19 protein-coding genes are annotated in these 21,127 nt (G+C 42.2%); 18 read left to right on the top strand and 1 reads right to left on the bottom strand.

Annotation, left to right across the window (positions count from 1 at the left end):
- Positions 1–23: 23 nt before the first annotated feature.
- From TOL2_RS19265 to TOL2_RS19330, 16 genes are all read left to right on the top strand, one after another.
- Positions 24–1,934, top strand: a complete 1,911-nt coding sequence (locus TOL2_RS19265; RefSeq protein ID WP_051012464.1) for a PAS domain S-box protein — start codon at positions 24–26, stop codon at positions 1,932–1,934.
- A gap of 36 nt (positions 1,935–1,970) precedes the next feature.
- Positions 1,971–4,037, top strand: coding sequence for a sensor histidine kinase (locus tag TOL2_RS19270; protein ID WP_158406145.1), 2,067 nt, complete (start codon positions 1,971–1,973; stop codon positions 4,035–4,037).
- Positions 4,038–4,085: 48 nt separating this feature from the next.
- Positions 4,086–4,217, top strand: a complete 132-nt coding sequence (locus TOL2_RS25835) for a response regulator (protein WP_269764185.1) — start codon at positions 4,086–4,088, stop codon at positions 4,215–4,217.
- Positions 4,218–4,226: 9 nt separating this feature from the next.
- Complete coding sequence (locus tag TOL2_RS19275) at positions 4,227–4,436, top strand: response regulator (RefSeq protein WP_269764206.1); 210 nt, start codon at positions 4,227–4,229, stop codon at positions 4,434–4,436.
- Positions 4,437–4,790: 354 nt separating this feature from the next.
- The gene (locus TOL2_RS25895; RefSeq protein WP_332370614.1) at positions 4,791–4,895 is read left to right on the top strand and encodes a symporter small accessory protein; all 105 of its coding nucleotides are present in this window, start codon (positions 4,791–4,793) and stop codon (positions 4,893–4,895) included.
- A gap of 59 nt (positions 4,896–4,954) precedes the next feature.
- Positions 4,955–6,559, top strand: coding sequence for a sodium:solute symporter family protein (locus TOL2_RS19280; RefSeq protein ID WP_014958962.1), 1,605 nt, complete (start codon positions 4,955–4,957; stop codon positions 6,557–6,559).
- 408 nt (positions 6,560–6,967) lie between these two features.
- Complete coding sequence (locus tag TOL2_RS25675; protein WP_232507968.1) at positions 6,968–7,129, top strand: hypothetical protein; 162 nt, start codon at positions 6,968–6,970, stop codon at positions 7,127–7,129.
- A 5-nt stretch (positions 7,130–7,134) separates the two neighbouring features.
- Positions 7,135–7,383 (top strand): ATP-binding protein, encoded by a 249-nt coding sequence (locus tag TOL2_RS19285; protein ID WP_332370624.1) that lies wholly within the window; start codon positions 7,135–7,137, stop codon positions 7,381–7,383.
- Positions 7,384–7,431: 48 nt separating this feature from the next.
- On the top strand, positions 7,432–8,769 hold the full coding sequence (locus TOL2_RS19290; RefSeq protein WP_014958964.1) for a sigma-54-dependent transcriptional regulator: 1,338 nt from the start codon (positions 7,432–7,434) through the stop codon (positions 8,767–8,769).
- Between the two features lie 18 nt (positions 8,770–8,787).
- Positions 8,788–9,345 carry a hypothetical protein gene (locus TOL2_RS19295; protein ID WP_014958965.1) on the top strand — a complete coding sequence of 186 codons (558 nt, stop codon included), beginning with the start codon at positions 8,788–8,790 and terminating at the stop codon, positions 9,343–9,345.
- A gap of 406 nt (positions 9,346–9,751) precedes the next feature.
- Positions 9,752–12,955: a carbamoyl-phosphate synthase large subunit gene (gene carB, locus TOL2_RS19305; protein WP_014958967.1), complete on the top strand. Its 3,204-nt coding sequence runs from the start codon at positions 9,752–9,754 to the stop codon at positions 12,953–12,955.
- A gap of 445 nt (positions 12,956–13,400) precedes the next feature.
- On the top strand, positions 13,401–13,805 hold the full coding sequence (locus TOL2_RS19310) for a hypothetical protein (protein WP_014958968.1): 405 nt from the start codon (positions 13,401–13,403) through the stop codon (positions 13,803–13,805).
- A 28-nt stretch (positions 13,806–13,833) separates the two neighbouring features.
- The gene (locus tag TOL2_RS19315; protein WP_014958969.1) at positions 13,834–16,332 is read left to right on the top strand and encodes a helix-turn-helix domain-containing protein; all 2,499 of its coding nucleotides are present in this window, start codon (positions 13,834–13,836) and stop codon (positions 16,330–16,332) included.
- Positions 16,333–16,446: 114 nt separating this feature from the next.
- Positions 16,447–16,803 (top strand): hypothetical protein, encoded by a 357-nt coding sequence (locus TOL2_RS19320; protein WP_014958970.1) that lies wholly within the window; start codon positions 16,447–16,449, stop codon positions 16,801–16,803.
- Positions 16,804–16,979: 176 nt separating this feature from the next.
- The gene (locus tag TOL2_RS19325; RefSeq protein WP_014958971.1) at positions 16,980–17,450 is read left to right on the top strand and encodes a PaaI family thioesterase; all 471 of its coding nucleotides are present in this window, start codon (positions 16,980–16,982) and stop codon (positions 17,448–17,450) included.
- A 38-nt stretch (positions 17,451–17,488) separates the two neighbouring features.
- Positions 17,489–17,842, top strand: coding sequence for a DsrE family protein (locus tag TOL2_RS19330; protein ID WP_014958972.1), 354 nt, complete (start codon positions 17,489–17,491; stop codon positions 17,840–17,842).
- 68 nt (positions 17,843–17,910) lie between these two features.
- Here TOL2_RS19330 and TOL2_RS19335 read toward each other — a convergent pair whose 3' ends face one another.
- The gene (locus tag TOL2_RS19335; RefSeq protein ID WP_014958973.1) at positions 17,911–18,393 is read right to left on the bottom strand and encodes an adenosine-specific kinase; all 483 of its coding nucleotides are present in this window, start codon (positions 18,391–18,393) and stop codon (positions 17,911–17,913) included.
- Between the two features lie 153 nt (positions 18,394–18,546).
- Here TOL2_RS19335 and TOL2_RS19340 point away from each other — a divergent pair, with 153 nt between their 5' ends.
- Complete coding sequence (locus tag TOL2_RS19340; protein WP_014958974.1) at positions 18,547–19,218, top strand: lysophospholipid acyltransferase family protein; 672 nt, start codon at positions 18,547–18,549, stop codon at positions 19,216–19,218.
- Positions 19,219–19,297: 79 nt separating this feature from the next.
- A complete protein-coding gene (locus TOL2_RS19345; RefSeq protein WP_014958975.1) occupies positions 19,298–21,094 on the top strand; it encodes a DEAD/DEAH box helicase in 1,797 nt (598 codons plus the stop codon).
- Positions 21,095–21,127: the final 33 nt, after the last annotated feature.

Raw genomic sequence — 21,127 nt, forward strand, 5'->3', positions numbered from 1 at the left:
TGTATTTTTTTCAAGGTGTATAAATGAAATCGGCAGACAACCCATCAGCACTTCAAAACGCACAAAAAGCAGAAAAATCAGCCAGAAAATTGTACCAGAAAAGCCGTCTTGCACAAAAGCGGCTCCACACACTCTTAAAATTCCTGCCTGACCCGGTTTTTGCATTCACCCTTGACAAAAAAGTCGAATACATCAATCCCGCATTTGAAAGAGTCTTTGGCTGGACCCTAAAAGAGGTAAAGGGAAAAAACATTAAATTCATTCCTGATCACTTGATTGCACAGGCAAAAAAGGGAATGAAACAATTGTTTGAAAACCAATCAATTCATGAGTTTGAAACCCAAAGATACACTAAAGACGGACGAATTCTTGATATATCAATTGATGGCTCAATTCTGTACGATGAACAGAATAAACCGGCAGGACAGGTATTGATACTGAGAAATATTACTACAGAAAAGCGCATGGAAAAAAGCAACCAGATTCTGTTCAGGATCTCCAGGGCATTGCACCAGTATCTGGAATTAGGAGATCTGATCGCTTTTATCAACAAGGAAATCCAGAAACTGATATCCGTGGAAGGTGCTTTTATTTTACTTGCGGACAAATCAAAAGATCAACTCTATTTTTTTTCTGCCCAGTACCGGAATGCTGAATCGGAAAAAAAGTTTAAAAAAATCAGGTTTTCTGCTGACCAGGGGGTTTCCGGACGTGTTTACAAAACCGGAGAACCCCTTATTATCTTAGATGCTGCAAATTGCCCGTTTTTTCTGCGACGGGTTGAAGATGAAACCGATCTTGTTACAAAAAACATGCTGTCTGTTCCGATAAAACTCAAAGACCGGATCATTGGTGTCATTTCGGTTACCAATAAAAGCCATGGAGAATTTGACAACACGGATGTTGAACTTTTGAGCATGGTAACCAATACCATTGCTCTGCCCATTGAAAATACCCGGATACATGAAGAATTAAAAAGATCTTATAAGGAACTTAAAACATTAAACCGTGCAAAAGACAATGTGATCAACCATCTTGCCCATGAATTAAAAACTCCTGTTTCAGTTTTGGGTGCATCCATGAAACTTTTATCAAAAAAACTTAAAGCCGCTGGATTACAAGACCCGCTCATTGAAAAAATTCTCACAAGAGGACAAAGAAATCTTAACAGGATTCTGGACATTCAGTATGAAGTTGAAGATCTGTTGAGAAAAAAAGATTTCAAAGCCTATCACATACTCAACAGGCTTCTGGATGCATGCAAAGATGAATTAAATATCCTCATTGAAAGTGAAACCGATAACATTGATATTATAAAAAGGGTTCATGATGCCATAGAAAACCTTTTCGGTCCAAAGAAAATCCAATCCAAATATCTTCTCCTGAATGAATATCTTATCAACAGGATTGATCAGCTTCGACCGGAATTCCAGCATCGAAACTGTGTTTTAAACACTCGAATTGACAAAAATATTCCTGTTTTTATTCCGCCTGAAATTCTTGATATCATAACAAAAGGAATCATCCGGAATGCATTTGAATATACCCCGGATGCCGGTCAAATTGACATTGTCTTGAAAAATACAGGAAATGATCCTGAACTGATTGTCACGGATTCCGGCATTGGATTTACCCGAGAAAAATTACACCTGATATTTGAAAACTATTTCACGCCTCCCGACTCAATTGATTATTCAACAAAAAAACCCTATGATTTTAATGCAGGCGGCAGGGGCTTTGATCTTCTGAGAATAAAAATTTTTTCCGAAAAGTATCACTTTAAAATATGGATTGATTCAAACCGATGCGGCGTCATACCAAAAGATAATGATATCTGTCCAGGTGACATTCATCTATGCCGGGCATGTAAAACTCCCAATGACTGTTTTGCTTCAGGAGGAACATCCATACATATTAAATTTCCGGTAACCTGATAAATCTGTTACAGGAACGCTGTCATGGATTTTTTTATGAAAAAAAAATATTATTATAAAGATTTTACCAAAATCCATTTGATTATATTCTTCATAGGACTTTTTACTCTTTTTATTGTGATAGAAACCTTGATCCTGTCATCAGAGTATCGAAGCAGCATGACCAATGATGTTCTGGAACAATTTAATAATCAGCAGATACACCTTGCCCGGCAGACTGCAAACGGGATTGAAAAATTTTTTGAAGACATTTTAAGGGATTTGACATTGCTCAGTCAATATCCCAATATTACAGGACAAAATCAAAACGACATCGACCTGACCCTGGAACAGTTTTATAAAAAAAGCAACCATGATGTGATTCATTTTTACAAACTTGATGCCAATGGGATCATGACCAACATTTACCCTAAAAATGTTGCACGCGGCAAAACTTTTTTATTTCGAAATTATTTTATTCAGACCAAAGAAAGCCTTAAACCCCACGTCAGCAAATTTATTAAGGTTCAAGCTGATTACTGGACCATTGTTCTTTCCTGTCCCATTCTACGGATTGAAAATAAAAAAACAGTCTTTGATGGACTGGTTGCCGCTACAGTCAGCGTAGACAAACTTCGCACCCTGTTTTTTGAACCGTTTAGACTCTCTGCAAACGGTTACGGATGGATGATGGATGATGATGGTACGGTTACCATCAATCCCATTGAAATGGGATGGACGGGAAAAAATATCAATGCCCTGTTTGACCATCCAGGTGAAAAAGGACTTGAAGCATTGACATCACGAATGAAGAAAGGAGAGGAAGGTCTTGGCAATTACACCTATCACTTTATTGATAAATCAGCGGCATTCAGCCCTCTCAAGATAGGCCAGAGAGTTTGTTCGGTTGCCATCTGTACACCAATTGAAGAAATCAAGCAATTTATGCAAAAAACCTTTATCAAGGAAAAAAAACTTCTGGCGTTTGTCATTCTGGTGATCATTATCGCAGGGGGCTGTGTCATGTTTCTCACCCGTCATATCTATCTTTCCCGCATGGAGGAACACTCCTGGGACAAGCTTATGGGAATCTTCAAAGCCATGTCCAGCGGTGCCTGTATTATTTCACCGGACCACACGATTGCATTCATTAATCCCGCTCTGATGAAAAGCCTGGGAATTGATGAAAATAAAATCATGAATATTCCGTGCCATACCTTTTTTATGGGACAAGATAAGCCCTGCAAAGAATGTCCCATGGAAGACACATGGGGTCAGGGCATTCCAGGCTATGCCCTCAAACGATTCACCCCTGTTTCAGGCCAGGCTTTTTCTGCTGAAGTGCTTACAATTCCACTTTCTGAAACACATGAAACACCTCCCCATGTTTTTTGCTATATTAAAAACCTCACAGAAGAGATCACCCTTAAAAGGAAACTGACACAGTCCCAGAAAATGGCTGTAATCGGGGAGCTTGCCGCCGGCATAGCCCATGAGATGCGCAATCCTCTTTTATCCATCTGTTCAGCCAGCGAGATGCTTCTGGACAGTCCTAATCATGACAGTGAGGAAGCCACTCTGGCACAAGTCATACACACCGAGGCCAGAACACTTGAAACCGTTATCCGGGAATTTTTGCTCTATGCCCGGCCACCTGTACTGAACAGAACACATACCCAGCTCAACGACCTGGTTAAAAAAATATGCAAACAAGCAAAATCAAGGAATGACTTTGGATCTTCCATTATCATAGAAACAAGCCTTGCCCATGATTTACCCAAGGCGTACCTGGATAAAAACAGACTCTCACAAATTATCTGGAACCTTGTTCAAAATGCCAGAGACGCAATAGAAGACCAGGGTATCATAAAGGTTATCACTGAATGGAAAAACACAAAAGGGATAAGAAAAAATATTATATTAATTGTGGAAGATTCAGGCAAAGGAATTGATCCTGAAATGAGCAAAGATCTTTTCAAGCCTTTTTTTACCACAAAAGAACATGGACTTGGCATGGGCCTTGCTCTTGTAAAGCAAGCGGTTGAATTGCATCAGGGCAGCATTAAATTTGAACAAAATTCTTTTGGAACACGATTTACTATTGTATTGCCACTGATGTCATAAAACAATAATATGCGGTTAATTTAAACTGAAAACAGGATCAGAGGACAAATGACAAAAATCCTTCTGGTTGATGACCAGGAATCCGTATTGACAAGTCTTTCTATTCTTTTGCGCAGAAATGGTTTTCATGTCGTTACCGCAAAAAATCCAACTGATGCAAAATGCCATCTGGTTAAATAAGATTTCGACCTGGTATTAACGGATCTTCGTATGAAAAAGCCCTATGACGGCTTACAAGTACTCAAAGATGCCAAGGCATTAAGATCAGGAATCCATGTGATCATCATGACTGCCTTTGGAACCATTGAAAATGAAGTTGATGCAATGACAATGGGGGCTGATGACTATGTTACAAAAGGATTTTCCAACAAGGAATTGAATAAAAAAAGAGTTTCATAAAATTATCGGCAAAAGCAAACCCTTGCTGCATAATTCTGTTTCACTTCGAAGCAAAGCGTTTCAACTTGAAACAAATACCTGAACCATTTAAATCTCCTCAAAAAGCAAGAATTATCAAAAAATAATTTAGTCTCATTTAATTTCTCCGGAATAAAAAATTAAAACCATCCACAGAGGTAACCCCTTAAACTGTTTTTCTTATATTTGCTACAGTCACGTCAACTTGGAGAGCAGGCCTAAAAATCCATTTGGCATTTAATTTGCTTTAAGTAAACAATGAACAAAGATGCTGCAGCTCTAAGATTGTGTAAAAAAATACAAACCGTTTAAATCAATTTATCAGGAGGTAAAAAAATGTTTGGATTAACAGATATCGGAATACTTATGGCATACGGTTTATCCGCTTTAAGTACACTGCTTTGTGTTGTATACGGAGCGATAAACTGGAACAAGGATTAAAATCAAACAGGATTTGTCAACTCGTCTAACCTAATTAATTTCAGGAGTATATAAAGGCCATGAACTACACGTTATTAAACAGTATTATTGTGATCTATGTCGGATTAATCGCCTATCTAGGGTACTTGGGATACAAACATACAAACTCGACCAAAGATTATCTTGTTGCTGGCGGAGAAATCAATCCTTTTATCATGGCACTTTCCTATGGGGCCGCCTTTATCAGTACGTCTGCAATAATAGGATTTGGTGGAGCTGCAGGCGCATTTGGCATGGGGCTGTTATGGTTGACTTTTTTTACCATATTCGTCGGTATTTTCATCGCCTTTGTCTTTTTCGGAAAAAGAACCCGGCAGATGGGACAAAACCTGGAAGCCACAACATTCCCGGATCTTTTGGGAAAACGTTATGATTCAAACCTTATAAGGGCTTTTTCCAGTCTGATTATTTTTGTATTCATGCCCCTTTATGCGGGAGCTGTTCTCATTGGTGCGGCAAGATTTCTTGAAACCGGCCTTGGAATAAGCTATATTACGGCCTTAATTGTTTTCACTGCCATTATTACCGTATATGTCACCACAGGGGGATTAAAAGGCGTGATGTATGCAGATGCGTTCCAGGGCTCCATCATGTTTCTGGGTATGGCATTCCTTATCATTTACACCTATGTCCAGCTTGGCGGATTTACTAATGCTCATGTTCTTTTAACCGACATGGTCCACCTTGTGCCGGCAAAATTACAGGCCATAGGCCACCAGGGGTGGACCAGTATGCCGAAATTCGGCTCAGCCCTCTGGTGGGTAGTGATATCCACACTGGTCCTTGGTGTCGGAATTGGAACCCTTGCACAACCCCAGCTGGCCGTTAAGTTCATGACCGTTAAAAGTAATAAATCCCTGAACCGGGCCACCCTTATAGGGGGGATTTTTATATTTTCAATGACCGGTGTTGCTTTTGTTGTGGGCGCATTGTCTAATGCCTATTTTTTTAAAAATTTTGGAAAAACAGCATTGGAAATGGTTGGAGGCAATTTTGACAAGGTGATTCCGCTGTTTATTAAAACATGTATGCCGGAATGGTTTGCATATATTTTTATGCTGACCCTTATTGCCGCTGCTATTTCAACCCTGTCCAGTCTCTTCCATGTAATGGGTGCCTCCATAGGCAAGGATCTGTACGAAAGCATGATCACAAAAGACAATAGGGGTTCCCAGAAACAATCAATGTTTCTTATCCGCACAGGCATTGTTGCCGGTATTCTCCTGAGCCTTTTGCTTGGGTATATCCTTCCCATCAGTATCATTGCCAGAGCAACCGCCATGTTTTTCGGCATCGCTGCAGCCACCTTCCTGCCCATGTTCATGCTGGGTATATACTGGAAAGGCGTAACCCGGATAGGTGCTATTTCAGGTATGTTCACCGGCGCACTAAGTTCAATCTTCTGGCTGGTATTTATCCATAAAAAAGAAGCCGTTGCCTTAGGGATATCCCAGGCGATCTTTGGGAAACCTTTTTTAATTGAAACCTTTCCATGGATGGTTGTTGATCCCATCATCGTTGCACTTCCCCTTTCTCTTGCGGTTACCATTGCCGTCAGTTTTTTTACAGGCAACACTGCCATTCAACCCCCTCACCTGAAAAAATGTTTTGAAGGAATTGGATAACTTTTTGGGAGGGGTCAGGGCAAACGCATTAAAAAAAACGGTTGTAATAAATTCAGTCGATTGAAAGATGTAGTTGAAATGTTTTTTTAGTTTTTTAAAATTCATTAATTCTATAACTATTTAAATTTATTAAAATCAAAAAACATGCCAAATTTTAATGCGTTCACCCTGCCCCATTAGTCCATAAGTGTTGCCATGAGACATATAATTTGATAATAACGACCTAAAAAATAATAAATTTTGAATCATTTTTCAGGTCGTTCAGAAGATTGTACCAGAAAAGCCGTCTTGCACAAAAACGGCTCCACACACTCTTAAAATTCCTGCCTGACCCCGGTGTTTGCATTCACACTTGATAAAAAAGTTGAATAAATCAATCCTGCATTTGAAAGAATCTTTGGCTGTACCTTGAAAGAGGTAAAGGGAAAAAACATTAAATTCATTCCAGATCACTTGATTGAGCAGGCAAAAAAGGGAATGAAACAATTGCTTAAAAACCGATCAATTTATGAGTTTGAAACCCAAAGATATACTGATGGACGAATTCTTGATATATCAAAGGTATCATAAAGGTTATCACTGAATGGAAAAATACAAAAGGGATAAGAAAAAATATTATATTAATTGTGGAAGATTCAGGCAAAGACATTGATCCTGAAATGAACAAAGATCTTTTCAAACCTTTTTTTACCACAAAAGAACATGGACTTGGCATGGGCCTTGCTCTTGTAAAGCAAGCAGTTGAATTACATCAGGGCAGCATTAAATTTGAACAAAATTCTTTTGGAACACGATTTACTATTGTATTGCCACTGATGTCATAAAACAATAATATGCGGTTAATTTAAACTGAAAACAGGATCGGAGGACAAATGACAAAAATCCTTCTGGTTGATGACCAGGAATCCGTATTGACAAGTCTTTCTATTCTTTTGCGCAGAAATGGTTTTCATGTCGTTACCGCAAAAAATCCAACTGATGCAAAATGCCTTCTGGTTAAAGAAGATTTCGACCTGGTATTAACGGATCTTCGTATGAAAAAGCCCTATGACGGCTTACAAGTACTCAAAGATGCCAAGGCATTCAGATCAGGAATCCATGTGATTATCATGACTGCATTTGGAACCATTGAAAATGCAGTTGATGCAATGACAATGGGGGCTGATGACTATATTACAAAAGGATTTTCCAACAAGGAATTGATTAAAAAAATCAATAAGATCCTCAAAAAAAAGAGATTCAAATCAATTGACCAGCCAAAAGCAAAAGAATTTCATAAAATTGTCGGCAAAAGCAAACCCTTGCGCAATGCCTTGGAAATCATTCGAAAAGTGGCCCCTACCGACAGTTGCCTGATGATCCATGGAGATTCGGGTACAGGAAAAGAACTGATTGCCAAAACCATTCACAGTCTATCCCTTAGAAAGGACAAAATTTTTCTGCCCGTAAATTGTGCGGCTTTTTCCGATACACTCCTTGAAAGTGAACTGTTCGGACATATCAAGGGAAGTTTTACGGGTGCAGATGCTGATAAGCACGGCCTTTTCTGTGCTGCTCATACCGGCACTTTATTTTTAGACGAAGTGTCGGAAATGTCAAAAGCCATGCAGGCAAGACTTCTGAGGGTATTGCAGGAAAAAAATGTAACTCCCGTTGGAAGTACTTCCACCTATCCTGTTGATGTCAGGATTATTTGTGCAACGAATAAAGACCTTCTGGAAGAAGTTTCAGCAGGAAATTTCAGGGAAGATCTTTATTTTAGATTGTGTGTTATTCCAATTGTATTACCATCACTTGAGGAGAGAAAAGAAGACATCCCTCTGCTGATTGGTTTTTTCATCAACAACCTGAGCAAAAAATTTCTTAAAAAACCTATAAAAATTGACAAAAAGGCCATGGACTTGATCATGGAGCGACACTGGCAGGGAAATATAAGAGAACTTGAAAATTTTATAGAACGAATGATACTTCTGCTGGATAAACCTGTTTGCAACGAATCGGATATTATATCTCTTCTGCCACCGGTCCAAAGCCACAAATTAACACCATCTCCTTCTTCTCTTTCAATGACTGAGAGTGAGCAGATTTTAAACGTTCTTAAATACTGCAATTGGAATCAAAGCCTTGCTGCGAAAAAACTGGGTATCGGCCGAACAACACTCTGGCGAAAAATCAAACAATATAAAATTACACATAAGCTTCAGGTCTGATCCTGATCGGTTAAAACAATGTTTGAAGGTTTAACCCAAAAATCGAAAAAACCACTGATGGTTTTGGTTTTTCTTTTAACAGTTGCAGTTATAACCAATATAGTTATACTCAAATTATTTGATCAAAAAAGTGCCTACAGGGAAGCTCATAGCCTGGTTGGAATCATAACGCTCATGGGATTTGTTTATACATTTGCAGATGACAAAACCTCACGAATCAAATTATTTTCCTTGTTCCTTATCTCCCTGGTTCCATGCTATTTGGGGACTGTATTTTCAGATCTGGACATAAAACTCCTGGGTATTGGCGGACACCGAAATCCTTTATTCCATAGCGGATTATTGTTCTTTATCTTATTGATTCCTGCAAAGCGGTTCAGGTCTTTTGTCCCTGCAGCAATTATAGCATCATTTGGGGTTGGTTTAGGCTCTCATCTGATATGGGATCTGTTCGATCATGCCGATGTCCGATGGATTCCAGGGTTGAACCTTGATCGTCTCTGGCTTGGCACAAACGGGCTGTTTTGTATTTTATCGGCAAAACTGTTTTTGTCGTCACGTCTCAACAAATCATGAGTCAAAAATCATGTCTGAATAACTTGCTGAATGGCTTGATATGAATGACCTATGACAAAAGCGCTTAGAAATATTACCGAACAGCCGCACTCTTGTTTTCAGTCAATACTTATGTTAAAAACAGCCAAATTAACAGGGCTCATTTACAGGGGGCTGAACACCCCGGAAATACGCGCTCATAAAAAATGGGCGCACAAAAGGAGTTGAACCGGACACCGTGAACCGAACAATAAAACTGCGTTTGCCTGCACAACCCCGGCACAGCTCAGCAATGCAATCAGAGCCTGCAAAAAATGAAAACAAATTATTTTTAAAAGGCCGTAAAAGATGCAAAAATTTTATACCCATTTTCACTGAACCCTGATTTTCCGTAACAGCAAACCCAAACAACAACCAAGGAAAACTTATGCCAAAACGCAATGACATCAACAAAATACTCATTATCGGCTCCGGGCCAATCATTATCGGCCAGGCTTGTGAATTCGACTATTCCGGCACCCAGGCCTGCAAAGCCCTGCGCGGTCTTGGCTATGAAATCGTACTGGTCAACTCCAATCCGGCCACCATCATGACCGATCCCGAAACAGCCGATATCACCTATATAGAACCATTGAACCTTAAGGTGCTAACCAAAATCATTGACAAGGAACGGCCGGATGCCCTGCTGCCCAATCTGGGCGGTCAATCCGCATTAAACCTGTCTTCCGAATTGAACGAAGCCGGTGTGTTGAAACAATATGGCGTCAAGATTATCGGGGTTGATATGGAGGCCATCAAACGCGGAGAAGACCGCACAGCCTTTAAAGAAACAATGGAAAAGTTAGGCATTGCAATGCCCAAAAGCAGGACAGTCAACACAGTTCAAGACGCCGAAAAAACAGCCGAAGAGCTTGGATACCCAGTGGTGATCCGACCGGCTTATACCATGGGCGGCACCGGCGGCGGCCTTGTATATAACCGTGAAGAGCTTCAAACCATTGCAGCCCGGGGTATAGCTGCCAGCATGGTGGATCAGATTTTGGTGGAAGAATCGGTCCTGGGCTGGGAAGAACTGGAGCTGGAAGTTGTCAGGGACGCAAAAAACCAGATGATTACGGTTTGTTTTATTGAAAATGTGGATGCCATGGGCGTTCACACGGGTGACAGTTTCTGCACCGCCCCCATGCTGACCATTGATGAAGAACTGCAGCAGCGTCTGCAAAAATATGCCTATAAAATCGTTGAAGCCATTGAAGTGATCGGCGGCACCAATGTCCAGATGGCCCATGATCCCAAAACCGGTCGTGTCGTGGTCATTGAAATCAATCCGCGCACATCCCGCTCCTCTGCCCTGGCATCCAAGGCCACAGGTTTTCCCATCGCCCTTGTCTCCGCCCTGCTGGCAGGTGGCCTGACACTGGATGAGATTCCCTACTGGCGTGACAAAACCCTGGACAAATACACCCCTTCCGGAGATTATGTGGTGACCAAATTTCCCCGCTGGGCCTTTGAGAAATTTGAAGGCGTGGAAGATGTTCTGGGCACACAGATGCGGGCCGTGGGAGAAGTTATGTCCATCGGCAAAAACTATAAGGAAGCCCTTCAAAAAGCCATCCGCAGCCTGGAAATCAGCCGTTACGGTCTGGGGTTTGCCAAAGACTTTAATGACAAATCACTGGATGAACTCATGACCATGCTCAACCGGCCCAGCAGTGAACGCCAGTTTATCATGTACGAAGCTCTTCGCAAAGGTGCCGACATCCAGGCTCTCACAGACAAAACCCATATCAAGGCATGGTGGATTGAGCAGATGAAAGAGTTGGTTGACCTGGAAGAAAAAATCATTTCATACAAAGGTAAACTCCTTCCTGACGACCTGTTGATTCAAGCCAAAAAAGACGGTTTTGCCGACAAATACCTGGCTCAGCTGCTGAACGTACCGGAAGAGCAAATCCGGGAAAAACGTCTGTCACTTGGCCTTGCAGAATCATGGGAACCTGTTCCGGTAAGCGGTGTTGAAAACGCGGCCTATTATTATTCCACCTATAACGCCCCGGACAGCGTACCTGTCAGCAGCCGGAAAAAAATCATGGTGCTGGGCGGCGGACCCAACCGAATCGGCCAGGGAATTGAATTTGATTACTGCTGCGTTCATGCGGCTTTTGCCATCCGGGATGCCGGATATGAATCCATCATGGTCAACTGCAACCCGGAAACCGTTTCCACGGATTATGACACATCCGATAAATTATATTTTGAACCTCTGACCGTTGAAGATGTCTTAAGTATTTATGAAAAAGAAAAACCAGAAGGAGTTATTGTCCAGTTCGGAGGCCAGACACCTCTAAACATTGCCAATGAACTGGCCCAGGCCGGGGTGAAGATTCTGGGCACCACACCTGAAACCATTGACCTTGCCGAAGACCGTGACAGATTCCGCAAAATTATGCGCAAGCTGGGCATCCCTCAGCCCAAAGCAGGCATGGCCATTGATATTGATGAGGCACTGAAAATTGCCGATACAATCGGTTATCCCCTTATGGTCAGGCCGTCCTATGTTCTTGGAGGACGGGCCATGGAGATTATCCATGATGATGACATGCTCAGGCATTACATGGCGGCAGCCGTGGATGTTTCACCTGAACGTCCGATTCTCATTGATAAATTTCTGGACAATGCAATTGAAGCCGAAGCCGATGCCATATCGGACGGTACGGAAGTGTTTGTACCCAGCGTGATGGAGCATATTGAACTTGCCGGGATTCATTCAGGTGATTCAGCCTGTGTCATACCGCCGGTGAGCATCCCCCCCAAACACATTGACACCATAACAGAATACACCAAAGCCATTGCCACAGAACTTAATGTGGTCGGGCTGATGAATATTCAGTATGCCATACACGACAACACCGTTTATATTATCGAAGCCAATCCCAGGGCATCGCGGACCGTGCCGCTGGTTTCCAAGGTATGTAATATCTCCATGGCCCGTATCGCAACCCAGCTGATGCTCGGAGAAAAAATAGAGGACATGAATATTAAACATCGGGAGATCCCTCACTTTGGCGTCAAAGAGGCGGTTTTCCCGTTCAACATGTTTCCCGAAGTGGACCCCCTGCTCGGACCTGAGATGAGATCAACCGGTGAAGTTCTCGGTATGGCCGACAGCTTCGGACTTGCATTTTTCAAATCCCAGCAGGCTGTCCAGCTTCCATTGCCCCTTGAAGGCAGCGTGTTGTTTACCATTGCAGACCGTGATAAATACCCGGCTCTTGAGTCTGTCAGGCTTTTCAGGGACATGGGATTTAACATCATTGCCACCAAAGGAACCTATGATTTTCTGGTTGAACAGGGAGTCGAGTGTGAACTGGTGAATAAACTTGGCTATGGCCGTCCCAACCTGATTGATGCCATCAAAAACGGAAACATCCAACTTGTCATCAACACCCCCAGCGGCCGACAAAGCCAGCATGACAGCTCCTATATCCGTAAATCCGCCATCAAATACAATATCTTGAATATTACCACCACTGCAGCAGCGGTCGCGGCTGCCAAAGGGATTGCAGCACGAAAGAATGGAACCGGCAAGGTAAAATCCCTACAGGAATACCATGCTGACATAAAAGACTGATATAAAAACTGATTCGATTAAAGCTAAAAGCGTAAAAATTAAGTTGAAGGCCATCAGAGGGACAGATGGCCTTCAACTTTACAGGCATACAATCCACGATCATCTCTACCTCATCCTCCCCCTTTTTTTACCTGAAATTTTTCATAAAAACCTTAAAAAATTCACACAAAGACACTCAATCTTTATTGACGACAAACCTGAATAAAATACAAGGGTTGCCTATATAAGTTTTATATGAAAGTCTTAAAAAATCCAAACAGTGACTTTCAATCTTTGTTGTGGGCAAACCAAGCTGAAATACCAGTTCTGCCCGTGGCAGTTATAGAAAACTTATAACTTGCTGGAATCAAATATGTTTCAAGAATAATCCGCAAAGCTCTCATTGATCAGGCTAAGTTTCTGTGCTAATAATTAAAACCATTCATAAGGAGGTTGTATAAAAGAGATGAGCAATGGAAGTGATACAAAAGAAATTGTAAAAGTCAAAATGGGCCGCATAGGTGATCGACCCTATTGGGTTTTAATCTTTTCGATATTTGTCAGGGCGCTCCATCAAGTAGGGGCGGGTGTCTTCCTGGCCTCATTTCTCCTGAAGGACATGATTACCCTGCCGCCTTTATATCTTATTCTTGTTGCCGTAAGCGGTGTCATACTGATGGTCACAGAAGGCCTGAGACACAGGCAGTTATTCAGAGAAGTATCCGGATTCAGCACTATCCTCAAATTGGTTATTCTGGGACTGGCATACCACAAAATGGTGTCGGCCACACTTGTCGTATTATTTGTCTTCATACTGGCCTCAATTTGTTCCCATGCACCCAAATTTATCCGGCATCGGCTGCTTTTTTAAAATTAATCGCACATGATTGGAAAACCATATGGCATCCACACCATCAATAAACCATGAACTTCAGCTGGCCCGGGAATTTGTTCAATACACGGACAGCCATATTTTTTTAACGGGAAAAGCCGGCACCGGCAAAACCACATTTTTGCATGACCTGAAAAAAGATACTGCAAAACGAATGATCATAACCGCCCCTACCGGGGTTGCAGCCATTAATGCCGGCGGTGTCACCTTGCATTCTTTTTTTCAGCTGGCCTTTGGACCTTTCATTCCGGGCAGTGATGCCTATGAAAACAACCGGCAGCGCATGTTCAGATTCAGCAAAGAAAAAAAACGGATTATCAAGAGTCTTGATTTGCTGGTGATTGACGAAATCAGCATGGTACGGGCTGATTTGCTGGATTCAGTGGATTCGGTACTTCGGCAGCACCGCCGAAATGATCAGCCGTTTGGCGGTGTTCAGCTGCTCATGATCGGGGATCTGCACCAGCTCTCGCCTGTGGCAAAACAAGATGAATGGAAGCTTTTACAGCAATATTATGACTCGGTTTATTTTTTCAGCAGCCATGCCCTTGCCCGGACAAAATTGCTGACCATTGAATTAAAGCATATTTACCGGCAATCCGACGTCAGGTTTATCGAACTGCTTAACCGGGTCCGCAACAACCGGCTTGATGCCGACTCAATCAAAAAATTAAACCAGAGGTATATTGAAAACCATACCCCTGAAAAAGACCAGGGCTATATCACACTGACCACCCATAACAGCAGTGCCGACACCATCAATAGAACCCGGCTTGCAGAATTGGCAGGAAAAGAATATCGTTTTAACGCCAAAATTTCCGGGGATTTTCCCGAACATACCTACCCTACCCCGGGTTCCCTGGTACTCAAAGAGGAAGCACAAGTCATGTTTCTTCGCAATGACAACTCTGCTGAAAAGCGATATTACAACGGTAAAATCGGAAAAATAACAGATATTTCCATGGAACGGATCAGCATTGCCTGCCCTGACGAAGCAGAAGAGATTGAGGTTGAACCCGTTGAATGGGAAAACATCAAATATACGGTAAATGAGGAAAACAAGGAGATCCAGGAGGAGATTATCGGCAAATTCAAACAATTTCCCCTGAAACCGGCCTGGGCCATAACTGTCCACAAAAGCCAGGGATTGACCTTTGACAAGGCAGTCATTGATGTCAACTCAGCTTTTGCCCATGGCCAGGTTTATGTGGCTTTAAGCAGGTGTAAAACTTTTGAGGGCATGGTTTTGAGTTCTCCGATCCCCTCCCAGGGCATTGAAACAGATGATGCTGTCCTGGACTTTGTTGAAACGGCCAGGCAGGCCCCGCCCTCTGATGACCTGCTCCGGACTGCAAAAATATCCTTTCAGCAAAAACTGATCATGGAATGCTTTGATTTTCAATTGCTGCACAACCGTCTCAACTATCTTGTCCGGCTTTTGCTGGGCAATGCCAACCTGGTTCAGTTGTCCGGCATAACCGATATGGGCCGTTTGCAGGAAATGGCCTGGAAAAATATTTTTACGGTCAGTGAAAAATTCAAACAGCAATTGCGTACCATTTTTGAAGATAACAGCCTGCCGGAAACAACTGATTATCTTCAAGAACGGACCCGCAAAGCATCCGCATGGTTCCAGGAACAGTTCTCATTGATTTTTGATGATCTTGTTCAAAAATTCCAGGTAGAGACAGACAACAAAGAACTTGCCAAAAAAATTGCCAATGCTTTAAACAATCTAAAGCAAGACATTATTATCAAACGCGCCGGCATCCAATCTTGTGAAAACACATTTTCGCCGTCCCATTATTTACGATCCATATCCAAGGCCGAGCTTGACTTTACCCCTGAAAAAATAAAAAAAGCCCAGGCCCCTGCCTACAGTGCTTCAGACATTGAGCATCCGGAACTATTCCAGCAGCTTAAAGACTGGCGGACAAGAACAGCCAGGGCTCACGGCATTGCCCATTTCCAGGTTCTCCACCAAAGAATATTGATCCAGATAGCAGTCAGCTTACCAGACACAGAAGCAGAACTGAAAAAAATAAGCGGTGTTGGCAAAAAAACCCTGGAAAAATACGGCAAAGAAATCTTGGCACAGGTTGTGGAATATCGTAAAAATCATGGGATAGAAAAGGTTATACTGCCGGAACCAAAAAACATACCAGAAAAAAAAAACTCCCCAGGAAAACCCACAGGCGCATCAAACACAATGCAGACAAGCTTTGACATGTTCAATAAGGGAATGGCCATTGCCGACATTGCCGAAGAAAGGGGTCTTGTGGAAAGCACCATCCAGGGTCACCTGTGTTTTTTTATAGAAAACAGCCAATTGGATATCAACAAAGTACTCTCGCCTGACAAACAAAACGCCATCGAAGCTGCACTGGCAAAAGGCCCGGCAGATTCCTTCAAAGCCGTCAAACAAAATCTGGGAGACGGTTTTTCATATGGTGATATCAAACTTATGCTGGCACACCAGAAGCACCTGGAATCAAAAAAAAATTAATCCCAAAGAAAATCAGCAACTTAAGTTTTTTGTTCCAGTGTACGATATATATGTCATAGAGTAAAAATATTTTTGCAACAGTCTTATCTTTGACACTTAAAGTTGGATGGGGCAATGAAAGACATATCCAAAATAAATCAGAGCGAGTCCATTCACCCGGACAAGCCAAACATCAATTCTTATGAGAAAAAAAAACATAAGAGAAAAAAGCACAGTCAGGAAGCTAAAAAACATTATGATGAATTAATCAAAATTGTGGATGAAACTCATAAGGATCTGGAAGAAAAAAATTCTCCGTTCCGTCTTTGCGTATACCATGAAGGTGATGATATTTTCATTGATGTTGTCGCCATTGACAACTTGGGCAAAATCACCCAGGTGTTCAAGCACGACATCTCCCATGCTCAATTTGAACACCTTATCCATCAATTAAAAAGCGGCCGGGGTCTTATTCTTGACACTGACGCATAATCTGTTTTTTTATAACCAAATCAAATTTTTGCTATCCTGTTTTCTTGCTGTCATACATATCTTATTACATCTAAAAACAAAAAGAATTGCAAAAATCAACAAATCTAAAGATAATAAAAAAATTTGATTGTTTATCATAATCTAAAAACAACCTTTTTTCAAAGGAGTCATAAAAGATGGAACAAAAAGCATTTCAAGATTATTATTCAGATGATTTCAGCCAATGCTATGGCTGCGGCAAACTAAATGAACACGGATTACAGATCAAAAGCTATTGGGACGGAGACGAGACTGTTGCAAGATTTTCTCCCAAAGAATACCACACAGCCACATCCAGATTCGTATATGGCGGATTGATCGCGTCCCTGGTTGATTGCCACGGAACAGGATCGGCATCAGCAGCAGTTTATCGACAAGAAGGCCGGGACATGGATACTCAACCCAGCATACGGTTTGTAACAGCTTCCATAAAAGTTGATTATCTTGCACCCACCCCTTTGGGAGTGGAACTTGAAGCACGAGGTAAAATAGCGCAAATTAAAGGAAAAAAAGTGGTGGTTGATATCAGGGTGCTTGCAAACGGTCAAACTTGTGCAACAGGAAGTGTGGTGGCAGTCAGAATGCCGGAAACCATGATGATAAAATAAACAAATTTTAATCCCGACAAATACTTAAGGAGTATAAAATGACAAATCAAAAATCAGTGATTTTTGCATTCCGGGGCGACCCACTGTGTTTTATTCATGTTCTTCTCAATGGCATTGATCTTCATGAACGCGGCCAGGAAGGCTTGATCATCATTGAAGGGGAAGCGGTTACACTAATTCCTCAAATGGCCAAACCAGAACATTTTCTTTCAACCCTTTATCAGAAAGCAAAAAAACTGGGCCTTTTGCACGGAGCCTGCAAGGCATGCTCAGCTAAACTTAAAGTTGAAAAAGAGATTGAAAAACAAGGCATTCCTTTTATAGGTGACATGTCAGGTCACCCTTCCATGGGAGAATTTATTGAAAAGGGATACCAGATCATTACATTTTAAGGATTTATACTTTATACAACAGCAGGCATGGAATTTTATAATCCATACCTGCTGTTGCAGGGTTGAATCTATAGTTTATACCCGATCATTTTCAAAAATCCTTTTCTTTTTTCAATATCCTCTTCAGTCTCGATACCTTTTGGTGAAAACCCGTCAATCACTCCAAGAATTCCCCGTCCCTGATCTGTCTGGGCCACGATAACCTGCACGGGATTTGCCGTTGCACAGTGAATCCTGGCAACCTCTGGTACATTTTTAATGGTATTGAGAATATTGATGGGAAACATATCTTTCATAAAAATAATAAAAGAGTGACCTGCAGAAAGTTCAAAAGCATTCTTCTTTGCAAGTTCAATCAAATCTTCATCTGTTCCGCTATACCTTACCAGGCGCTCTATGGATGCCTCACAGAATGCCACACCAAACTTTGCATTGGGTACTGTACAAACAATAGCTTCATGAATGTCTTCAACGGTTTTGATAAAATGAGAATGGCCCAGAATAAAATTTAATTCATCCGGATTTTCAATTGTTATGGTTTTCAGTTCCATACTAACCTCCAAAATTGACCTCCAAAAATTCTATTAAAACAGGTAGCCTAAAGAAGTGTTTACTATAGTCATAATTCAAATTGAAAAACAAGTTGCGTTCTTCTGAGAAATTGGTAAATTGCTCATAATTTAATGAATTTCAAGAGAGCCGACATGTTTAAAAAATTAAAATTTCTTATTTATACCCGCCCCTTTATTGTTTTTGCCTATTACCTTATCCGGGTTTACAGTCTGACCTTCCGCCTTAAGGTCATCAATGAAGAAAAATGGCAACATCTGTTGAAACAGGGAAAACCAATCCTGCTTTGCGCCTGGCACCAGCAGTTTTTTTCCGCCATCCGGCATTTTAAGACCTATTCAAAATTCAATCCAGGCCTCATGATCAGTCAAAGCCGGGATGGAGAGCTTATTGCCGGGGTAGCCAATAGAACCGGGTGGCATACCCCCAGAGGTTCCTCCTCAAGGGGAGGTAAAAAAGCCATGGATGCCATGATCAATCACCTGACAACATACAAGCTTGGTGCCCATATACTTGACGGTCCCACAGGACCCATAGGAAAAGTCAAGGCCGGTGTTATTAAAATAGCTCTGGAAACAAACGCTTTAGTGGTGCCTTTTTATACCCATGCGGAACATGCCTGGTTTTTTAATTCCTGGGACAGGTTCATGCTTCCCAAGCCTTTTTCAAAGGTTGTTTTGACCTTTGGAAATGAACTGCAATTTTCCAAAGCCGACACTCCTGAAGAATTTGAAGCCCAGCGGCAGCTTGTGGAAACGACCATGCTGCCCGGACTTATGCTTAAACCCAAAAAAAATGGTTCTTGATTAATATAACGAACTCATGTATAATTTCAATTTTTGATTTCTTTAGTCGGTGATCCCGGCCTTTTATGTAAGGAACCTTATGCCCCAGAACAACTTGCCCTTGACCGGGTTTGACGAAATGAACTTGAGCCCCCCTGTGTTTTCTGCATTGCAGGATGTGGGCTATGAAACTCCAACCCCGATCCAGGCAATGACCATCCCCCATCTGATCCGGAACAAAGATGTGCTGGGCCAGGCCCGGACCGGCACCGGCAAAACAGCCGCCTTTGCCCTGCCACTGCTATCCCGGATTGACCTTGACAACAAACGGCCCCAGGTATTGGTATTGACCCCCACCCGGGAACTGGCCATCCAGGTGGCAGAATCCTTTAAGACCTATGGTGCAAGAATGAAAGGGCTGAACGTATTGTCCGTTTACGGAGGACAAAGTTACGGAATTCAGCTGAACCAGCTCAAAAAAGGCGTCCATGTGGTCGTGGGAACACCCGGCCGGCTCATGGATCATATGCGAAAAAAAACCGTGTCATTTGCAGACCTTTTTTGTGTAATCCTGGATGAGGCAGATGAAATGCTTCACATGGGCTTTATTGATGATGTGGAATGGATACTGGACAGAACGCCACCCGATTCACAAACCGCTCTTTTCTCAGCCACCATGCCCAGGCCAATCCAAAAGATTGCCCAAAAATATCTTACATCACCGGAAGAATTTTTTATCAAACCGGACAACACGGAACTTAATACCATCAAACAGCAATACTGGATGGTCAATGGAGCTAAAAAAGCGCACGCCCTGACCCGTATACTGGAGGCTGTCTCCTTTGACGGGGTGATTGTGTTTGTTAAAACCAAAACCGCAACACTTGAGCTGGCAAAAATTCTTGAAGACAAAGGATTCAAAGCCGAGGCCCTGAACGGGGATCTTGCCCAGAATGCAAGAGAACGAACCGTTAACCGGCTTAAAAACAGCCATATCGACATTCTGGTGGCAACTGATGTTGCGGCCAGGGGTCTTGATGTGGACCGAATCTCCCATGTAATTAATTATGATATGCCTTCCAAGGTTGACCCCTATGTCCACAGGATCGGCAGAACCGGCAGAGCCGGCCGGACAGGAGAAGCCATCCTGTTTGTTTCCCGAAATGAACGCTGGATGCTGAAAGTTATTGAAAAAGCCACAAAACAAAAAATTCAGGAAATCAGCCTGCCCTCCAACAAAACCATTAATAAGAAGAGAATAGCCGACTTTAAGCAGGCCATTACTCAAACCCTGGAATCAAAAGACCTGAATGTTTTTCAAGAACTGCTTGAAGGATATGCCCAGGAACAGGACATCCCTGTTGTACAGGTTGCAGCTGCCCTTGCGAAATTAGCCCATGGAGACAGCCCTTTCCTGTTGCCTGCGGATAAAGACAAAAAAACCGCAACAGCTAAGCCAGCCCGAAAAAAACAGGCTGCCCCGAAAAACATTTCAAATAACAGGAACACGACAGAAAGAACAAACAAGCCGGGTAATACAGCAAGAAAACAAACACCCAAACCAATGAAAAAACAAACCTCCTCCCAAAAAGCAAATATTACTCCCACAAAAGAAACAAACATTGCTCCCCAGGAACAAGCAAGTGTGCCACCCCTGGAAAAAGGCATGGAAAGATACCGAATTGAAGTGGGACGTCTCCACGGGGTCCAGGCTGGAAATATTGTCGGAGCCATTGCAAATGAAGCCGGTCTTGACAGCAAACACATCGGCCATATAAATATCAACCAGGATTTTTCCTTTGTGGATCTTCCATACGGTATGCCAAAAGAAATTTTCAGGCTCCTGAAAAGAACCTGGGTAAAATCCCAGCAAATGTCAATCTCAAAATGTGCCTGAAGAACCCTATCCGCATTATTGCACCCCTAAAAA

The sequence above is a fragment of the Desulfobacula toluolica Tol2 genome (genome assembly GCF_000307105.1).
Taxonomy (GTDB): domain Bacteria; phylum Desulfobacterota; class Desulfobacteria; order Desulfobacterales; family Desulfobacteraceae; genus Desulfobacula; species Desulfobacula toluolica.

Bases quoted from the DNA above. Each gene is read 5' to 3' on its own strand.
- TOL2_RS19310 (WP_014958968.1), top strand. From the start codon at position 13,401: ATGAGCAATGGAAGTGATACAAAAGAAATTGTAAAAGTCAAAATGGGC.
- TOL2_RS19340 (WP_014958974.1), top strand. From the start codon at position 18,547: ATGTTTAAAAAATTAAAATTTCTTATTTATACCCGCCCCTTTATTGTT.
- TOL2_RS19280 (WP_014958962.1), top strand. From the start codon at position 4,955: ATGAACTACACGTTATTAAACAGTATTATTGTGATCTATGTCGGATTA.
- TOL2_RS25835 (WP_269764185.1), top strand. From the start codon at position 4,086: ATGACAAAAATCCTTCTGGTTGATGACCAGGAATCCGTATTGACAAGT.
- TOL2_RS19295 (WP_014958965.1), top strand. From the start codon at position 8,788: ATGTTTGAAGGTTTAACCCAAAAATCGAAAAAACCACTGATGGTTTTG.
- TOL2_RS19270 (WP_158406145.1), top strand. From the start codon at position 1,971: ATGAAAAAAAAATATTATTATAAAGATTTTACCAAAATCCATTTGATT.
- TOL2_RS19335 (WP_014958973.1), bottom strand. From the start codon at position 18,393: ATGGAACTGAAAACCATAACAATTGAAAATCCGGATGAATTAAATTTT.
- TOL2_RS19290 (WP_014958964.1), top strand. From the start codon at position 7,432: ATGACAAAAATCCTTCTGGTTGATGACCAGGAATCCGTATTGACAAGT.
- carB (WP_014958967.1), top strand. From the start codon at position 9,752: ATGCCAAAACGCAATGACATCAACAAAATACTCATTATCGGCTCCGGG.
- TOL2_RS19345 (WP_014958975.1), top strand. From the start codon at position 19,298: ATGCCCCAGAACAACTTGCCCTTGACCGGGTTTGACGAAATGAACTTG.
- TOL2_RS19330 (WP_014958972.1), top strand. From the start codon at position 17,489: ATGACAAATCAAAAATCAGTGATTTTTGCATTCCGGGGCGACCCACTG.
- TOL2_RS19265 (WP_051012464.1), top strand. From the start codon at position 24: ATGAAATCGGCAGACAACCCATCAGCACTTCAAAACGCACAAAAAGCA.
- TOL2_RS25895 (WP_332370614.1), top strand. From the start codon at position 4,791: ATGTTTGGATTAACAGATATCGGAATACTTATGGCATACGGTTTATCC.
- TOL2_RS19325 (WP_014958971.1), top strand. From the start codon at position 16,980: ATGGAACAAAAAGCATTTCAAGATTATTATTCAGATGATTTCAGCCAA.
- TOL2_RS19315 (WP_014958969.1), top strand. From the start codon at position 13,834: ATGGCATCCACACCATCAATAAACCATGAACTTCAGCTGGCCCGGGAA.
- TOL2_RS19320 (WP_014958970.1), top strand. From the start codon at position 16,447: ATGAAAGACATATCCAAAATAAATCAGAGCGAGTCCATTCACCCGGAC.